The organism is Halobacteriovorax sp. RT-2-4 (assembly GCF_047085445.1).
GTDB lineage: Bacteria > Bdellovibrionota > Bacteriovoracia > Bacteriovoracales > Bacteriovoracaceae > Halobacteriovorax_A.
Genome location: NZ_JBKIXY010000002.1, coordinates 394,772 through 409,615, shown reverse-complemented (window position 1 = coordinate 409,615; position 14,844 = coordinate 394,772). Strand labels below are relative to the sequence as shown.

The 14,844-nt window shown below is 36.5% G+C and carries 16 protein-coding genes; 12 read left to right on the top strand and 4 right to left on the bottom strand.

The window, feature by feature from the left end:
• Positions 1-16: 16 nt before the first annotated feature.
• The 4 genes from ACMAYL_RS12360 (at position 17) to ahpF (ending at position 3,631) form a co-directional block, all read left to right on the top strand.
• The gene (locus tag ACMAYL_RS12360; protein WP_412470184.1) at positions 17-586 is read left to right on the top strand and encodes a manganese efflux pump MntP family protein; all 570 of its coding nucleotides are present in this window, start codon (positions 17-19) and stop codon (positions 584-586) included.
• Positions 587-643: 57 nt separating this feature from the next.
• Positions 644-1,270, top strand: coding sequence for a carbonic anhydrase (locus tag ACMAYL_RS12355; protein ID WP_103218202.1), 627 nt, complete (start codon positions 644-646; stop codon positions 1,268-1,270).
• A gap of 170 nt (positions 1,271-1,440) precedes the next feature.
• Complete coding sequence (ahpC, locus tag ACMAYL_RS12350) at positions 1,441-2,007, top strand: alkyl hydroperoxide reductase subunit C (protein ID WP_103218201.1); 567 nt, start codon at positions 1,441-1,443, stop codon at positions 2,005-2,007.
• Between the two features lie 73 nt (positions 2,008-2,080).
• Entirely contained in the window at positions 2,081-3,631 is a 1,551-nt protein-coding gene (ahpF, locus tag ACMAYL_RS12345) for an alkyl hydroperoxide reductase subunit F (RefSeq protein ID WP_412471152.1), read from the top strand.
• 100 nt (positions 3,632-3,731) lie between these two features.
• Here the strand turns inward: ahpF and ACMAYL_RS12340 are convergent, their stop codons facing one another.
• A complete protein-coding gene (locus ACMAYL_RS12340) occupies positions 3,732-4,259 on the bottom strand; it encodes a hypothetical protein (protein ID WP_103218199.1) in 528 nt (175 codons plus the stop codon).
• Between the two features lie 236 nt (positions 4,260-4,495).
• On the opposite strand from ACMAYL_RS12340, the gene ACMAYL_RS12335 reads away from it, so the two are divergent.
• Positions 4,496-5,458 (top strand): alpha/beta hydrolase fold domain-containing protein, encoded by a 963-nt coding sequence (locus ACMAYL_RS12335; RefSeq protein WP_412471151.1) that lies wholly within the window; start codon positions 4,496-4,498, stop codon positions 5,456-5,458.
• 11 nt (positions 5,459-5,469) lie between these two features.
• Here ACMAYL_RS12335 and ACMAYL_RS12330 read toward each other — a convergent pair whose 3' ends face one another.
• Positions 5,470-5,655, bottom strand: coding sequence for a hypothetical protein (locus ACMAYL_RS12330; RefSeq protein ID WP_021268045.1), 186 nt, complete (start codon positions 5,653-5,655; stop codon positions 5,470-5,472).
• A 190-nt stretch (positions 5,656-5,845) separates the two neighbouring features.
• On the opposite strand from ACMAYL_RS12330, the gene ACMAYL_RS12325 reads away from it, so the two are divergent.
• Complete coding sequence (locus tag ACMAYL_RS12325; RefSeq protein WP_412463230.1) at positions 5,846-6,622, top strand: ZIP family metal transporter; 777 nt, start codon at positions 5,846-5,848, stop codon at positions 6,620-6,622.
• On the opposite strand, the gene hemN is transcribed toward ACMAYL_RS12325, so the two are convergent.
• A complete protein-coding gene (hemN, locus tag ACMAYL_RS12320; RefSeq protein WP_412470180.1) occupies positions 6,617-7,951 on the bottom strand; it encodes an oxygen-independent coproporphyrinogen III oxidase in 1,335 nt (444 codons plus the stop codon). The genes ACMAYL_RS12325 and hemN overlap by 6 nt on opposite strands.
• A 220-nt stretch (positions 7,952-8,171) precedes the next feature.
• Here hemN and ACMAYL_RS12315 point away from each other — a divergent pair, with 220 nt between their 5' ends.
• Together ACMAYL_RS12315 and ACMAYL_RS12310 are read left to right on the top strand one after the other, a co-directional pair.
• Entirely contained in the window at positions 8,172-8,597 is a 426-nt protein-coding gene (locus ACMAYL_RS12315) for an OsmC family protein (RefSeq protein ID WP_103218195.1), read from the top strand.
• Positions 8,598-8,735: 138 nt separating this feature from the next.
• On the top strand, positions 8,736-9,782 hold the full coding sequence (locus ACMAYL_RS12310; RefSeq protein ID WP_103218194.1) for a hypothetical protein: 1,047 nt from the start codon (positions 8,736-8,738) through the stop codon (positions 9,780-9,782).
• Between the two features lie 71 nt (positions 9,783-9,853).
• Here ACMAYL_RS12310 and ACMAYL_RS12305 read toward each other — a convergent pair whose 3' ends face one another.
• Positions 9,854-10,867 (bottom strand): hypothetical protein, encoded by a 1,014-nt coding sequence (locus tag ACMAYL_RS12305; RefSeq protein ID WP_412471150.1) that lies wholly within the window; start codon positions 10,865-10,867, stop codon positions 9,854-9,856.
• A gap of 324 nt (positions 10,868-11,191) precedes the next feature.
• On the opposite strand from ACMAYL_RS12305, the gene ACMAYL_RS12300 reads away from it, so the two are divergent.
• The 4 genes from ACMAYL_RS12300 (at position 11,192) to ACMAYL_RS12285 (ending at position 14,832) form a co-directional block, all read left to right on the top strand.
• Complete coding sequence (locus ACMAYL_RS12300; RefSeq protein ID WP_412471149.1) at positions 11,192-12,388, top strand: sensor histidine kinase; 1,197 nt, start codon at positions 11,192-11,194, stop codon at positions 12,386-12,388.
• Between the two features lie 38 nt (positions 12,389-12,426).
• Entirely contained in the window at positions 12,427-12,894 is a 468-nt protein-coding gene (locus ACMAYL_RS12295; RefSeq protein WP_412471148.1) for a DUF4442 domain-containing protein, read from the top strand.
• Between the two features lie 15 nt (positions 12,895-12,909).
• Entirely contained in the window at positions 12,910-14,259 is a 1,350-nt protein-coding gene (locus tag ACMAYL_RS12290) for an NAD(P)H-binding protein (protein WP_412471147.1), read from the top strand.
• Positions 14,260-14,337: 78 nt separating this feature from the next.
• Complete coding sequence (locus ACMAYL_RS12285) at positions 14,338-14,832, top strand: Hsp20/alpha crystallin family protein (protein ID WP_412470176.1); 495 nt, start codon at positions 14,338-14,340, stop codon at positions 14,830-14,832.
• Positions 14,833-14,844: the final 12 nt, after the last annotated feature.

Below are 14,844 nucleotides of genomic sequence, written 5' to 3'. Positions count from 1 at the left end.
GTATTATAAAGGTTCTATGATTAATTATTTTGAAGTTATAGTTATTGGGCTTGTTCTGTGTGCCGACTCTTTTTCTGCTGCTGTTGCAATGGGGGCAAGACCTCATAAATTCAGCGATACTCTGAAATTTGCGTTCTCATCTGGTGGTGCTGAAGCTCTTGTTGCTTTCATTGGTGCTATCGCTGGTGCGAAAGTTATTGCTCAATTCGATTATATCGATCATTGGATTTCGTTTGGTCTCTTAACAGCTGTTGCTATACACATGGCCTATGAGGGCTATGAAGAGCTAAGTGGTAAGAATGGTGATGAAGAAGAGAAGCCAAAACAATTCCATAGTCTGTTAAAGGTTATCCTCGTCTCATTTGCCACAAGCCTTGACGCATTTGCTGTTGGGGTGACAATTGGCGCATCGGGTAAAGTTTTAACTCCGTATATTACTTCAATTGGAGTTTGGGCATTTTGTTCGACAATCGTGGGAATGAGCATTGCTAAACGTGCTTCTGATAAGTTAGGGCCAGTTTTTAGCATCATTGCAGCGATAATTTTACAAAGCCTTGCAGTGAAATTCCTGCTAGAAGGGCTATAATTGGCAAATCCAATTTATTCACTTATGATTTTGCAAAAAAAGAAATAGGTGAGTTATATGGATATCAAAAAGATTTTTGAAAATAACAAAGAATGGGTTCAGTCTAAATTAAAGCAAGACGAAAAATACTTCGATAAATTAGGTGCAGGACAAAATCCTAATTTTCTTTATATCGGATGCTCTGACTCTCGTGTTACGGCCGAAGAGGTAATGGGTGCCGGGCCTGGTGAGATCTTCGTTCACAGAAATATCGCCAATATGGTTATCAGTATCGATCTTAATGTAATGAGTGTTCTAAACTATGCTGTTGATCACTTAAAAGTTGATCATATCATTGTTTGTGGGCACTACGGTTGTGGTGGTGTTAAGGCCGCAATGGAAAGCCAAGACCTTGGAATTCTAAATCCATGGCTTAGAAATATTCGCGATGTTTATCGTACTCATAAAAATGAACTTAATGCAATTGAAGATGAAGACAAGCGCTATGAGCGTCTAGTTGAGCTTAATGTTCAAGAGCAATGTATCAATGCTATTAAAACGGCTGCCGTACAAAAAGCGAACCGTGAAAGAGGCCTAAAAGTTTATGGTTGGGTCTTTGATGTTCACTCGGGAGAGCTTAAAGATTTAAATATCGACTTTGAAAAAACTCTAGAAAATATCATGGAAATCTATCATCTAGATTAAACTAATTAAGTTTTAAACGATTACAATTACATATGCACCTGTGTTGCTGCATGGCTTCATAGGTGTCATCTATCAAGCATTAGATAATTAATATTAGATAAAAATCACCTCTGATGGAAGAATCTTATAAGTAGAATATCACTTATTAAAACTTCTAAAGGAGATGAATAGTGCAAACTTTAATTAACACAAAAGTACAAGATTTCAGTGTACAAGCTTACCACAATGAAGAGTTCAAAACTGTTACTGCTAATGATCTAGAAGGAAAATGGTCAATCCTTTTCTTCTATCCAGCAGACTTTACATTTGTATGCCCAACTGAACTTGGTGACATGGCAGATAAGTATGAAGAATTCCAAAAAATGGGTGTAGAGGTTTACTCTGTATCAACTGATACTCACTTCACACACAAAGCTTGGCATGACACTTCAGATACAATCAAGAAAATTAAGTATCCAATGCTAGCTGACCCAACTGGTAAGCTTACAAGAGCATTTGGTGTTCATATCGAAGAAGAAGGTCTTGCTTACAGAGGGACTTTCCTAATCAACCCAGCAGGTGAAATCAAACTTGCTGAAATTCACGACAATGGAATTGGACGTAATGCTGACGAACTAATGAGAAAGGTGCAAGCTGCTCAGTTCATCGCAGCTCACCCAGATGAAGTATGTCCAGCTAAGTGGAAGCCAGGTGCTGAAACACTTAAGCCAGGTTTAGACCTTGTAGGAAAAATCTAAGATTTTTTCTCAACGATATTTTGGGCCCAGGCTTTATTGCTTGGGCCTGTCCTAAAATTTGATTGGAGTAATTATGTTAGATAGTGGAATCATTGAACAATTAAAGTCAGTCTATGCTCAGCTAGAGAGTGAGATTGGTCTTGTCTACAATGAGTCAGCACATGCTAAACAACAAGAGCTTGTTGAGATGCTAGAGAGTATTGCGACTACTTCTCCAAAGGTTGTGGCAAAGTCTAGTGGACAAAATTACGACTATCCACATTTTGAAATTCATGTGAACGGCAAGGCAAATGGAATTAAGTTTTCAGGAATTCCAGGTGGGCATGAGTTTACTTCACTTATCCTTGCTATCTTAAATAGTGATCTTAAAGGAAAGCTTCCTGATGAGATGATTATTAATCGAATTAAAGCACTTAAAGGTGAGATAAGCCTTAAAACATATATTTCACTATCTTGTGAAAATTGTCCTGATATCGTTCAGGCGCTAAATCTAATGGCCATCTTTAAAGAGGACTTCTCTCACGAAATGGTTGATGGAGAGTTTGAGCAAGATGAGATTGCAAGACTTAAGATACAAGGTGTTCCAAGTGTTATTGATGGCGATGATCTCGTACACTCTGGAAAGTCATCACTTGTTGATTTACTTGAAAAGCTAGAAGCACGCTTTGGTAAAGAAGAAGCATCTATTTCAAGTGAAACGAAAGATCTTGGCCTATACGATGTTATCGTTATTGGAGGAGGCCCTGCTGGAGTTTCATCTGCAATCTACTCATCTCGTAAAGGGCTTAAAACGGCCGTTATTACTGATCGCATTGGTGGTCAGATGCAAGATACTAAAGGTATCGAAAACTTTATTTCAATTCCATATACAGAAGGTCCGCACTTATCTGCGGCCCTTAATGAACATATGTCACAGTATGATATTAAAACACTTGAGCATCGCCGCGTTGATAATATTGAAAATGGTGATGTGAAAACATTATTTCTAAATAGTGGAGAAACTGTTCAAACTAAAGCACTTATTATTGCAACAGGTGCTAAATGGCGTGAGCTTGGTGTTGACGGTGAAAAAGAATATATCGGTCGTGGTGTTGCTTATTGCCCACACTGTGATGGGCCTTACTACAAAGGCAAGGACATCAGTGTAGTTGGTGGTGGTAACTCAGGGGTTGAAGCTGCCATTGATCTTGCTGGTATTGTAAAGTCTGTTACTCTTTTTGAATTTGCACCTGAGCTTAAAGCTGACTCTGTTCTTATAAAGAAATTAGAATCTCTATCAAATGTTACGATTGTTAAAAATGCTCGTACAGAAAGAGTTGTAGGGGACGGGGAAAAAGTAATTGGTCTAGAGTATGAAGATCGTGCAACAGGTGAGATGAAAAAAGTTGACCTTGATGGTGTCTTTGTTCAGATCGGACTTGTGCCAAATAGTGGCTTCCTTGGGGATCTTGTTGAAAAGAATAAGTTTGGGGAAATTGTTGTAACTGATAAGTGTCGTACAAGTCAGAAAGGTATTTATGCGGCCGGAGATGTAACAATCGTACCTTATAAACAAATTATTATCGCAATGGGAGAAGGGGCCAAAGCAGGTCTTTCTGCCTTTGAAGATTTAATGCTTGTGTAAACGCAATAACTCTCTCTGCGTTACATAAATAATCTAGAGAAATCTAGGGGGCCCCTCATCTTCTACTCATGCGTGAGGGGCTTTTTAAATTTTAGATTCATTAATCGATTGAAGCACTTACGCTATATCTTCCAAGTAATTCACCCGCTTTATTAAGTAGAAAGTACTTCGTTGTTATGTGCATATTATCCCATTCTCCACCTGTCGACTCGTATTGAAAAAGGTAGAGGTCGCCAACTTTATATGCATTTTTAAAACCTGTTGATGATCCGTACTCACCATCTGGTGAAGTATAGCGTCCACCCATATAGTCTTTTGAGCGAAGTGCCTTTGCCAAAGTGAACTTCATATCAAAGCTTGTATCATCATGGATATTAATTAGCTCAAGTTCTCCGCCTAGGATCTCAGCAACTTTAAATGTTATTTTCGTGATTTTGAATTCATAACATTTTTGTGCTTCATCACCAGCGCTTAGATCTTGATTACTGTAAATGTCATATAGGTTACAGTCTTTGAATAATTTGTAGTCATTTCTTAGATCATTAAAGTAGCTCTTTAGCTCTGGAGCATTTGCGCTAGCAAAAGCAGGAATTAACATTGATAAAACAATTAGCGATAAAGTTTTCATAGATAAGCTCCTAAGTTACTACTCTACATAGTACAGCGGGTTAAAATTGACAAAACATTGTGTTTTGTAAGTTGTGACACTAGATACAATTTACTTAGTTTTAGGACAATATTTTTGAAATATTAGTGTTTTGTGAGGTTCTGTGAGTCGTGTTGCAGCGAGTCTTAATTCTGGGTTAAAGAGAATTTGGCCATTCTTATCTGTGGCCCCATGGGTATCTCACCGATATTAAACTTATGGGAAATAAGGCATTAAAAAAAGATCACTATCCAATCGATACAGAGTTTCGTTACCAAGAGGATGAAAGTTTTGGTTCCTTTGTTTCAAAAGGTAGTCTTCGAATTCTACAGCTAAGAAAAATTTTTTCTAAAATTATTGAAAAGAAAAAAGAAGACCCAATACCAAATGAAGCAAGCATACCTCGTGCTTTTTATCACGAGTTTGATATTCATTGTATGCAAATTCAAAATAGAAATCTCTTTCAATTTCGTCCAATAAAAAAAGAATGCCTAAAAACTGTTTTCTATATTCACGGTGGAGCATTTATCTACAATATGAATGTCGGCCAATTTCATTTGTTAACTCAATTGATGAGAAATATTGATATCGAAATCATCGTGCCTGATTACCCGCTCGTTCCTCATGGCAGTGTTTTAGACGCTCTGTCGATGATTAGGGAGTCTTTTGAGAAAACAGCACAAAGAGTAGGGGCCGAAAATATTATTGTCATGGGAGATGCGGCAGGAGGCTGTCTTGCACTTGCACTATGTGAGCAAATGAGAAATGAAGGTAATCCTCTTCCATCTTCGATCATATTACTTTCTCCTTGGCTTGATATTAGTATGAGTAATCCTGAAATTGAGGATATTGATGAGCATGAAATGGTATTGGATCGAAAGGGGATAAGAGAATTAGGTCATATCTTCGCTGAAGATCTTGCAGAGGATGATTATCGTATTAGTCCACTTCGAGGGGAGTTAGATGATCTGCCTGAGATAAATATTTTTACAGGTACTCACGATATTCTTTACCCAGATGCCAAGGAATTAAAGAATCGTCTAAAAGAAGAAAATAGGCCATACCGCTATTTCGAATACCCTAAGATGATGCACGGATTTATTGAAATGCCTCATCTTAGGGAGTCCAGATTCGCTATTTATCAGATTATATCTTTATTAAAAAGTGAGTTTGATCGTTAGGTTAAGTTTTTTTATGAACCACAACCGATACAATCGATAAAACTTTCTGGTGGTTTTACGCCATCAAGCTTCATTTTAATATTGTGAATTCTGCCACGAATATCCATATCTTCCATCATATTTCCAGTAAGTTGTCCTTCTAGAAGTGTGATTTCCGCTAGTAATTCTTCTTTTTGTTGTGGCGTCAATTGACTCATGTGTGCTCCCTGTCGATGTGTGTTGTGTGACTTAAATTATCCATTAGATTGTAAAAATATGCAAATTATCAAGAGCTTATAGTTGATAGTTAATAACTATCAAAGCTTTAGTTTAATCGAATATTGTCTGGCGCAGAATTTCCGTAAAATTAATATATTCTCCTTTAAACAGAGGGGAAGAGGAGAGTTTATGAGTGCAAATTATATGGCCATCTCTGGAGTATTAGTTGCGGGCCTTGCAACAGGAATAGGTGCATTACCTATCTATTTGAAGAAGCATTATTCAAAAGAAATACTTGATATCGCAATGGGCTTTAGTGCAGGAGTCATGCTAGTTGCATCATTTGTTTCACTGATAACCCCTGGTTTGGAAGAGGCAAAGAAACTCTATTCTGCTTCAATGGCAATGCCTATTTTTCTATTAAGTCTATTCTTAGGCTATGTCTTCATCATTTTTGTTCATGATCTAATACCCCATAAACATATTAATAAGAAAAGCGATATGGAGCTTGGTGGCCACGAGCGCAAACTAAGTCGGGTTATGTTAATCACTTTGGCCATCGCGCTTCATAATATACCTGAGGGCCTTGCTGTTGGAGTGGGGTTCGGTGGTGGAAATCATGCTGGAGGAATGGCGCTTGCTCTGGCCATTGCTTTACAAAATATTCCTGAAGGACTTGTTATTGCTTTTGGAATTTTAAATGAAGGTGCAACTAAGAACCGTGCTTTCTTGATGGCCTTACTTTCTGGCCTTGTAGAACCAGTTGCTGCAGGTGTTGGTTTTTTAGCAACTAGTATATCAACTCAAAGTCTTCCGATTGCACTAGGTTTTGCTGCAGGGACAATGTTATTTGTAATTTGCCAAGAGATGCTACCCGAGCTTTTTAGGCAAGGGCATGAGAGAAATGCAACTCTTGGCGTAATTATTGGTGTGATGACAATGCTTACGATAGATTTCTATCTATAGTGCACGTGAACCACTATTTTGTTTTGATCTCATCAAATGATGATCAAAGATACTCGCAATATTTCTCATAAATGGTCTGCCATCATCAGTGACAATTATTTTATCACTATTTGTAATCAGGCCATCTTCTTCTAGTTCGCAAATTTTACTATTAATGTGTGAAGCATTCTTGAGGCTTTGCCAGTCTTTCTTTGAAACGCTATTTGTCGCAAAGAAATTTTGTAAGATCTCTTCTACAACGATATCTTCTTGCGTGTGGATATGGCCTGTGGAAATGGCAAGCCTTCTCTTACTTATTGATTCGAAATAAGTTTTTACGTTCTTCTCATTTTGTACAAAGCTTTTTGCTGAAGAAGATATTGAAGAGCAACCAAGGCCAATAATTATTGGTGAACTTTTATGAGTATGACCCATAAAGTTTCTTCTTAGTTTTCCTTCCTGCTTTGCTTGATAAAGCTGTGAATTTGATTTTGCAAAGTGATCTAGCCCAATCTCTTTGTAAGAATGATTTTCAAGTAGACCTTTGCCATGTTCATAAAGAGCTCGCTTAAGTGCTCCTTCTGGAAGAGCCTCCTCTGGGATTAACTTTTGATTTTTAATCTTAGATGGAAGGTGGGCATAGCTATAGAATGCAATTTGTAACGGCTTAAGTGAAATGACCTTCTCGATTGTTGCTTCAACTGTATCGAGTGTCTGATAAGGAAGGCCGTAGATTAAATCAAAGTTTATGTCATCAATTCCAATTTCACGACAATAGTCCACAAGCTCTTTTACTTTTTCAAAAGGTTGGATACGCCCAATTGCCTCTTGAACAACTGGATCAAAATCTTGTATTCCCATTGATAATCGACTAAATCCAAGCTTCTTATAAAGGTCTAGTTGCGATTTTGAACAAGTACGTGGGTCTATCTCAATTGAGCCTTTAAACTCTTTAGCATCAATCGACTCCTTTAATTTATCTAATAAAGTAGAAAATGCTTCTTCATTTAAGAAATTAGGTGTTCCGCCACCAAGGTGAATTGACGAGATATTAATATCACCCATTTGTTCGAGATAGAGTTCCCATTCTCTTAAGAGAAAATCAACATATTCAATACCGCGATTTTTATTCTTAGAAATAACTCGATGGCAACCGCAGTAGTAACAAAGTTTTTCACAAAATGGGACATGGATATAGAGTTCTACTCCTTGAGACTTATCGTAACCTTCTTTGAGGTGTTCAAACCACATCTCCTGAGATGGTGCTCCCGTCCAATAGGGCACTGCTGGAAAGCTTGTGTAGCGTGGAACTGGTACATTATATTTTTGAACAAGACTGTCTTTAATCATATTTTTTACTCCTAAGGGCAATATTAGAAGAATATGAGCAAAAAAAAGATGACGTAGCTTAGGTTTTTGCTTGTAGTGCAAGTTGAATCTGTTTTCAATTCTTTCAAGCTTCAAAGATTATGGCCTTGTTTAGTTGTTAAACAAAAATAAGGAATTCTTTAAGGCCACTGCTTCCCAAAAGACTTTAAGATAGCAAGATAACGAGAACATTGGAGTATATATGAGTATTTACAGTACCAACACCCACGGTGAGAGAAATGATGGAAGAATGAAGATTTCTTCTAAAGGTAAACAGAATTTGGAAGCGACAGCTCCTCCTGAATTTAAAGGACCAGAAGGAGAGTGGTCTCCTGAAGATTTATTTTCAGCAAGTATTTCAAGTTGCTACCTCTTAAGCTTTAAGGCCCTGGCCCAGGCCCGAAAAATGGATTGGGATACCCTCGATGTAAAAGCAGATGCCAAGCTCGAAAGAAAAGATGGGAAGCTTACATTCACAACAGTTGAAATTCAACCACACCTTGTTGTTCGCGGTAAGGAAAATGTTGATGATTATCTAAAGTTATTAGAGGAAACTCAACACAAGTGCCTTGTTACCAATTCAATGAATTGCAAATTTACTCTAAATCCAAAAATTAAAGTAGCTTAATTTCACAGTATCTATAAGTGGGGAATTTTCCCCACTTATTGGATGTCCAAAACTTCGACGACCTTGTAAAAGTAACTATTTAACCACTCGAAGGCATTGAAATATGGTTAAATGCGACAAAGTTAACAAGGCCAAAATATGAATAAATTATTTAATAAGTTCCTAGCAGTCACCTTGCTGGCAAGCGGAGTGTTTGCCTCCAATCTCGAATTAACTCTTTCAAATGAAATTAAAGTTTTAAATGCGGAATATGGAAATGTTAAAAACTATCCAATCGTTATTTTTGATAAGAGTGAAGTCGTACCAATTCTTAAGGGTCATTCTGAGGAGCAACAAATTAAGCTTCTTAGCGAATATATGATTCAAAAGTTTGGTATTGAACTGGAAAGAAATGAGGCCATCAATCTCATCCCATATTTTGGCGTATTAAATGGCTCTGCTTCAGCTCTACCTTTTATGAAAGGAGGATGGAGTAGGGAATTTAAATTTTGTGCCGTTCTTCCAAATGGAATAATTAATGATTTGCCAAGTGAAGTGAGAAGATCTCTTGGGCATGATGACAGAGTTGATGTTTATAAAGACTTTGACTTCTCAAAAATTGAGCGACTATTCTCCCTTGAAGAACTATATTATTTTTCTCTCTATCATGAGCTTTCACATTGCTTAGATGATATTTATCTTCCAATAAATTATCAATCGCCTCCAAGTGGACATGGTGTCCATGAGTCTGAGTCCTTTGCTGAGGTTAATGCATTATTTCTTTTGGCCCAAAAGAAAGGATTAAAGCGAATTGGAATGAATAGAGCGCTTTTGAGAAAAACATATAGTCAGTATATGGGGCCTTACTTGGCAAGTGATAAGGTGAGTCCTTTTGCTGGTGAAATAGTAAAACAGGGAGGTGGAGTTTATCTGCTTTCACCTGTGTTAATAGCTGCGCAAAGAGAGATTGAAAATTATAATAAAAATGTTTTGAAATATGATCTTAATGAGACTCTGAAGTTATCGGCAACGATTGTAGGACATCATTCAATTAATTCACGTAGCTTTCGTGCTCTCGTAAAGTACTTTGAGGATGGAAAAGAAGACACATTTGAATATTATAAAGGTCTTGCAGATCGTGATCCTGATTTATTCTTAGCTACTTATTATGATTTAATCTATCTCACATCAATTCTTGAAAACTAATACAAATAATTAAGATAAGTACAGCTTTATGATAAAGCTGTACTTTTGAATTTAATAAATGAAATGGGTAGCTATTTTGTTGTTTGGTATCGCTCTTTAATTTCTTCAATTAAGGCGGTATTACTTTGCATCGGTGAAATTTTGTAGGCGGACTTACGAATTCGCTCATCCATTTGTGACTCAATAGATTCTAGAACGATTTCTAGCAAATCTTTCTTTAGTTGTTCTTCATTTTCTTTCTTGAAAATATTTGGAAGTATTTTTTCACCAATATACTGGCGAACTAGTGCTAATTCACCGTGTTCTTCGTATAGTCCACGGTTATCATACTTTGTATTTTGGTCTTCAAAAGATCTCAGTTTCGTTAGCTGGTAGGCATCGTCTGTCATTTCATCATAATAAAGCGCATTGAAAATTGCATTGCGATTATTTGTTACAAGCACGGCCACTAAATCAGCAAATAACTCATTATAAGAAGAAGAAAGGTGGTATTTTTCAAGTTCACTATGATTTTTAATTCTCTCTTCAATGACTTCAATTTGCTTTGTATAGTATTGGACAACATTTCGAGGATTCCCCTCAGCATATGCCTTATGGCGATTCACTTTGAAGCGAGATAGTCTTTCTGCTAGTGCCTTTAGTTTAGGATAAAACTTTTTTCCAATTCTTTCGCCAAAGATTGCGTGAGAATACTCGTGATATAAAATTGCATCAGTACCAATGCTATAAGAATTAAAGACTTGTCCCCATTGGTTAGTAAAGGTTAGATGAAGTGGGATACGAATTGTTTCTCCTATATCAAATGAGGCTCCATTATCGCGGGAGAGAAGTTCTAAGTTTACGACAGGAGAGTCTTCTCTAAGTTTTGCGACTTTAGCTATAGCATTATTGGCCCACTCTACATCTGAACAGTTGATGGAGTCCGATTTTTTCACCTTAAATGCAGAAGATATATAAGTGAAGTCACTTTCGCATTTCAACTCTTCTTGTATTTGGTGAAAGTCTAGTAGCTTTGACTTAATATCAATTGCAAAGACATTAAGGGTTAATAGAGGTGCAATGATTATAGGTGTAATTTTCTTCATATTTATGAATAACACGCTAAATTCAGCTTCTTATCCCAATTGAAAGATTTCCCTGGCCGACTAAATGTCGAACAAAATAATCATTTGTTCAATGCCGCCTAAGTGATTGTTTTTATGAGAATTACAAGCCTGTAAATTTTTACAGCACAATCTTTTTTCTCGAATCTCTTGTATAAATGTAGTAAAGACTAATTGTTTACGTATTGAAATTTAAAGGATTAACTATTGGAAACCCTAATCAATTCCTTTGGGGAATTTAAGTCTCGTGTTGAAGAGAGAAATTATCTTCAAACGTCTTGGCCCAAGGATAGAACATACACGTTATTGTCGTATTTAGTTTGCTGTATTCTGCTGTTATTTGCAGGAATTCTTGCGGACTATCAACGTATCTATACTTTTGGATCAGCAAATATTCTCACATTCTTTAGGGCCTTACTTGTTGTATACGGATTAGGGTTCTTCATCGCTTTTAGAAAGAGTGATTATAATGACAAAATTGAAGTACACTTATTCTTTATAAAATTAGCTTCTGTAGTGATTGTCGCTTTAATGACTTTTATGATTATGGGGACAAGTACCACACTTCTTGCTGGTATTATGATTATGACAACCTCTTTCTATGTTATGCTACCGGGAAGATTAAATGGTATTATTATTAATTGTGTAATTCTCTTTGCTTTATTTGTCATCGTACCTATTTTAAATGAATCAGTTGAATTAAATAAACATTTCTACAAAATCTTTATTCTTCTTTCTCTTAATATCGTTCTCTTCGCATTTCGCTCTATGTTTAATAGAGCTTGGAGATTATTTTATATTTCGAATCGTCGTCTTGAAGAACTTAATAAAACAAAAGATGATGTAATCTCAACAATTGCTCATGATTTAAAAAGTCCATTACAAGTAATTCTTTCTTCAGCATCTCTTGTTTCTAAAAGAAATGAAGAGTTATCTGTTGAGAGAATTAAGCTCTATCAAGATCGTATTATTAAGTCGGCCAAAAAGACAGATGCGCTACTTAAAGATTTGCTGGCATGGGCACTCACAAGTAATGAGAGTCTGGGATATAGTCCGAAAGAGTTAAATATAAAAGATACAATTACAAGTGCTGTCGAATTTGCTTATGAGTTGGCCCAAACCAAGGATCTTGTAATCGAGGTTGATTTAGAGGATTATATCTTTGATCACGATAGTAATATGATTGAAACTTGTGTGCGCAATATTATCTCAAATGCAATTAAGTTCTCTCCTGAGGGAAAGAGGATTGTTGTTAAGGGTGCAGTTAAAGATGGTTATGCTATCGAGATTTGTGACGAAGGAGAAGGGGTTCCTGATATCGTTATTGATGGAATTCAAAGTGGCCAAACATTTCATGTAAAGACTGGAACAAAAGGAGAGAAAGGTACAGGCGTAGGTTTAAAACTTGTTCATTCTTTTCTTAAAAAGCATGGCGCAGCTCTCTTTATCGAAAATATGCCAAATAGTGGCTCACGCGTGACTTTAAAATTTCCAATGATATAATAAGTACTTTATTATTTAGTTGAATTTTAAGGTGTGGCATGAGTTTTTGGCAAAAAATACCTCCAGAAAAGGCCATTAAATTATTAAATTATTGGCCTCCTTACCTCGGTGCAGGAATTAAAGTTCTATCAATCAACGATGAACGCACGAAGATCAGTGTTCAAATGAAACAAACATTTCTTAATACTAATTATGTTGGAGTTCACTTCGGCGGAAGCTTATACTCTATGTGTGATCCATTCTATATGCTCTTACTAAGTTTTCACCTTGGTAAAGATCATATTATTTGGGATAAAGCTGCTGAGATCGAATTCTTAAGTCCAGGCAAAGATATCGTCAAGGCCGAGTTCGAGATAAAGATGGAAGAAGTGAACAGGATTAAGCAAGAGGCAAGCGAAGCCAGAAAGGCTCTTCCTGTATTTGAAACTTTTATTTACGACAAAGACAATAAGAAAGTGGCCAGAGTAAAGAAAACACTCTACGTACGACGAAAGAGAAATGATTGAAAATAGTTGTTCATTATGAAAATAGCAATTGCCGGGGCCAATGGATTTATTGGTAGGAATCTCATTCAAAAGATTAAGGATAAGCATCTCGTAAGGGCCTTAGGCCGTAGTGAAGTTTATTCTGATGATAAAGTTGAATTCTCTAAGACGGATCTATTCTCTTATCATAGTACAAAAGAAGCTTTAAAAGATATCGATATCGCCATTTATCTCGTTCATTCAATGCTGCCTTCTTCAAGGTTATTTCAAGGAAGCTTTCGAGATACAGATCTGCTCTTGGCAGATAATTTTGCAAAGGCATGCCTACATAATAATGTGAAACATATTATCTATCTCGGTGGTTTAGTACCTACGGGTGAGAGTAGTGAACATCTTAAAAGTCGTCTTGAAGTTGAAGAAGTTTTCAAGTCGACAGGAATTCCCTATACGCTCTTACGAGCAGGTATGATCGTTGGCGATGGTGGCTCATCATTTGAAATTCTAAAAAATCTTGTGATTAATTTACCTGCTATGATTTTACCAAAGTGGACTAAGAGTCGCACCCAAGTGGTATTTATCGATGACTTATTAAGAGTTATCACTCAGCTTATTGGCGATGACAGATTTTATAATCGTATTATAAATATTGTTAATGGTGAAGATGTATCCTATGAACAATTAATTCGAAAAACTTCAAAGCGTTTCAGAAAATTCTGTCCAATGATTCCTGTACCGATTAATTACTTAAAATTATCTAAGTGGTGGGTTAGTGTTTTTGGTGAATCAGAAATTGAATTAGTTTCTCCATTGGTTGATAGTTTAAAATGTCATCTACCTAAAGTTGATATCGACAATGATATCGATAATTTAATAAAGATTCGAACATATGATCAAATGCTTGATCTAGTAAGAATTGAAAAGACAAAGAGAAAACCTCGTGTAGCACGACGTAAAGAAGAGAGGACTGTTCGTTCAATTCAACGTCTTGATAATCCTAGTCACCTTGAAATGAAAGAGTTAGCAAGTACCTATATAAAGTGGCTTCCGCGTTTTATTAGATTCATTATCTATGTTCACGAAGATAGGGGAAATATTACTTTTAATATTATTTGTATTAGGGCCCCATTGTTAACACTCAGATACATTGAGAATAAATCTAACTTAAGAAGGGCCAAGTTTCATATTATTGGGGGATTGTTAAGTGCATCTACTAATACAGGATGGCTTGAGTTTAGAAGCGTGGCCAATGGTAAGTTTACGCTTGTCTCAATCAATGATTTCCGACCGTCTCTTCCTTGGTATATCTATTGTTACACACAAGCTCCTATTCATCTTATTGTTATGAAGTCCTTTAGTTCTCATTTGAAGCATTTAAAAATATCTTAAGTTTATCCGACTCCTTTACAGTGATAAAATTGGCTCATCTATAAGAGAAGATACACACGAAACTTAAAGGAGATTACCATGATTAGACGTTCGATTGTCCCACGAAAAAGCTCAGCATTTAATTCTGATTTCTTCGGTAGTGCTAATTTTGACAATGAGTTTAGAGATATCATCTCTGGCCTTGAAGATATTTGGCAAGGTCGAGGAAGTGGAAATTCTAATGCCTTTGGAGAGATGAAGGAAACTGAAAGTGCTTACTTACTCAGCATTGATATGCCTGGTGTAAAAAAAGAAGATCTGAATATTCAAGTCGATGATGGCCTAGTTACTATTGAAGCCGAACGTAAGACATTATTTGAAGATGGTGGTGGTGAGACTCGTCGTATCTCGCGCAGCTTAACTGTACCTCATTTCATTAATCGAAGTGAAGTTCAGGCGCAACTTCAAGACGGAATCCTCTATCTCGCTCTACCAAAAAGTGCTGAGAAAAAGGCGCATAAAATTGAAGTTTCCGATGCGACAGAAAATTTTGTTAAGCTATTTGCTGATGAAAAAGAGAAATCATCTCATTAAAAAAAATGAAAG

Excerpts from the sequence above, each read along its gene's own strand:
- ACMAYL_RS12360 (WP_412470184.1), top strand. The coding sequence starts at position 17 with ATGATTAATTATTTTGAAGTTATAGTTATTGGGCTTGTTCTGTGTGCC.
- ACMAYL_RS12355 (WP_103218202.1), top strand. The coding sequence starts at position 644 with ATGGATATCAAAAAGATTTTTGAAAATAACAAAGAATGGGTTCAGTCT.
- ahpF (WP_412471152.1), top strand. The coding sequence starts at position 2,081 with ATGTTAGATAGTGGAATCATTGAACAATTAAAGTCAGTCTATGCTCAG.
- ACMAYL_RS12340 (WP_103218199.1), bottom strand. The coding sequence starts at position 4,259 with ATGAAAACTTTATCGCTAATTGTTTTATCAATGTTAATTCCTGCTTTT.
- ACMAYL_RS12335 (WP_412471151.1), top strand. The coding sequence starts at position 4,496 with ATGGGAAATAAGGCATTAAAAAAAGATCACTATCCAATCGATACAGAG.
- ACMAYL_RS12330 (WP_021268045.1), bottom strand. The coding sequence starts at position 5,655 with ATGAGTCAATTGACGCCACAACAAAAAGAAGAATTACTAGCGGAAATC.
- ACMAYL_RS12325 (WP_412463230.1), top strand. The coding sequence starts at position 5,846 with ATGAGTGCAAATTATATGGCCATCTCTGGAGTATTAGTTGCGGGCCTT.
- hemN (WP_412470180.1), bottom strand. The coding sequence starts at position 7,951 with ATGATTAAAGACAGTCTTGTTCAAAAATATAATGTACCAGTTCCACGC.
- ACMAYL_RS12315 (WP_103218195.1), top strand. The coding sequence starts at position 8,172 with ATGAGTATTTACAGTACCAACACCCACGGTGAGAGAAATGATGGAAGA.
- ACMAYL_RS12310 (WP_103218194.1), top strand. The coding sequence starts at position 8,736 with ATGAATAAATTATTTAATAAGTTCCTAGCAGTCACCTTGCTGGCAAGC.
- ACMAYL_RS12305 (WP_412471150.1), bottom strand. The coding sequence starts at position 10,867 with ATGAAGAAAATTACACCTATAATCATTGCACCTCTATTAACCCTTAAT.
- ACMAYL_RS12295 (WP_412471148.1), top strand. The coding sequence starts at position 12,427 with ATGAGTTTTTGGCAAAAAATACCTCCAGAAAAGGCCATTAAATTATTA.
- ACMAYL_RS12290 (WP_412471147.1), top strand. The coding sequence starts at position 12,910 with ATGAAAATAGCAATTGCCGGGGCCAATGGATTTATTGGTAGGAATCTC.
- ACMAYL_RS12285 (WP_412470176.1), top strand. The coding sequence starts at position 14,338 with ATGATTAGACGTTCGATTGTCCCACGAAAAAGCTCAGCATTTAATTCT.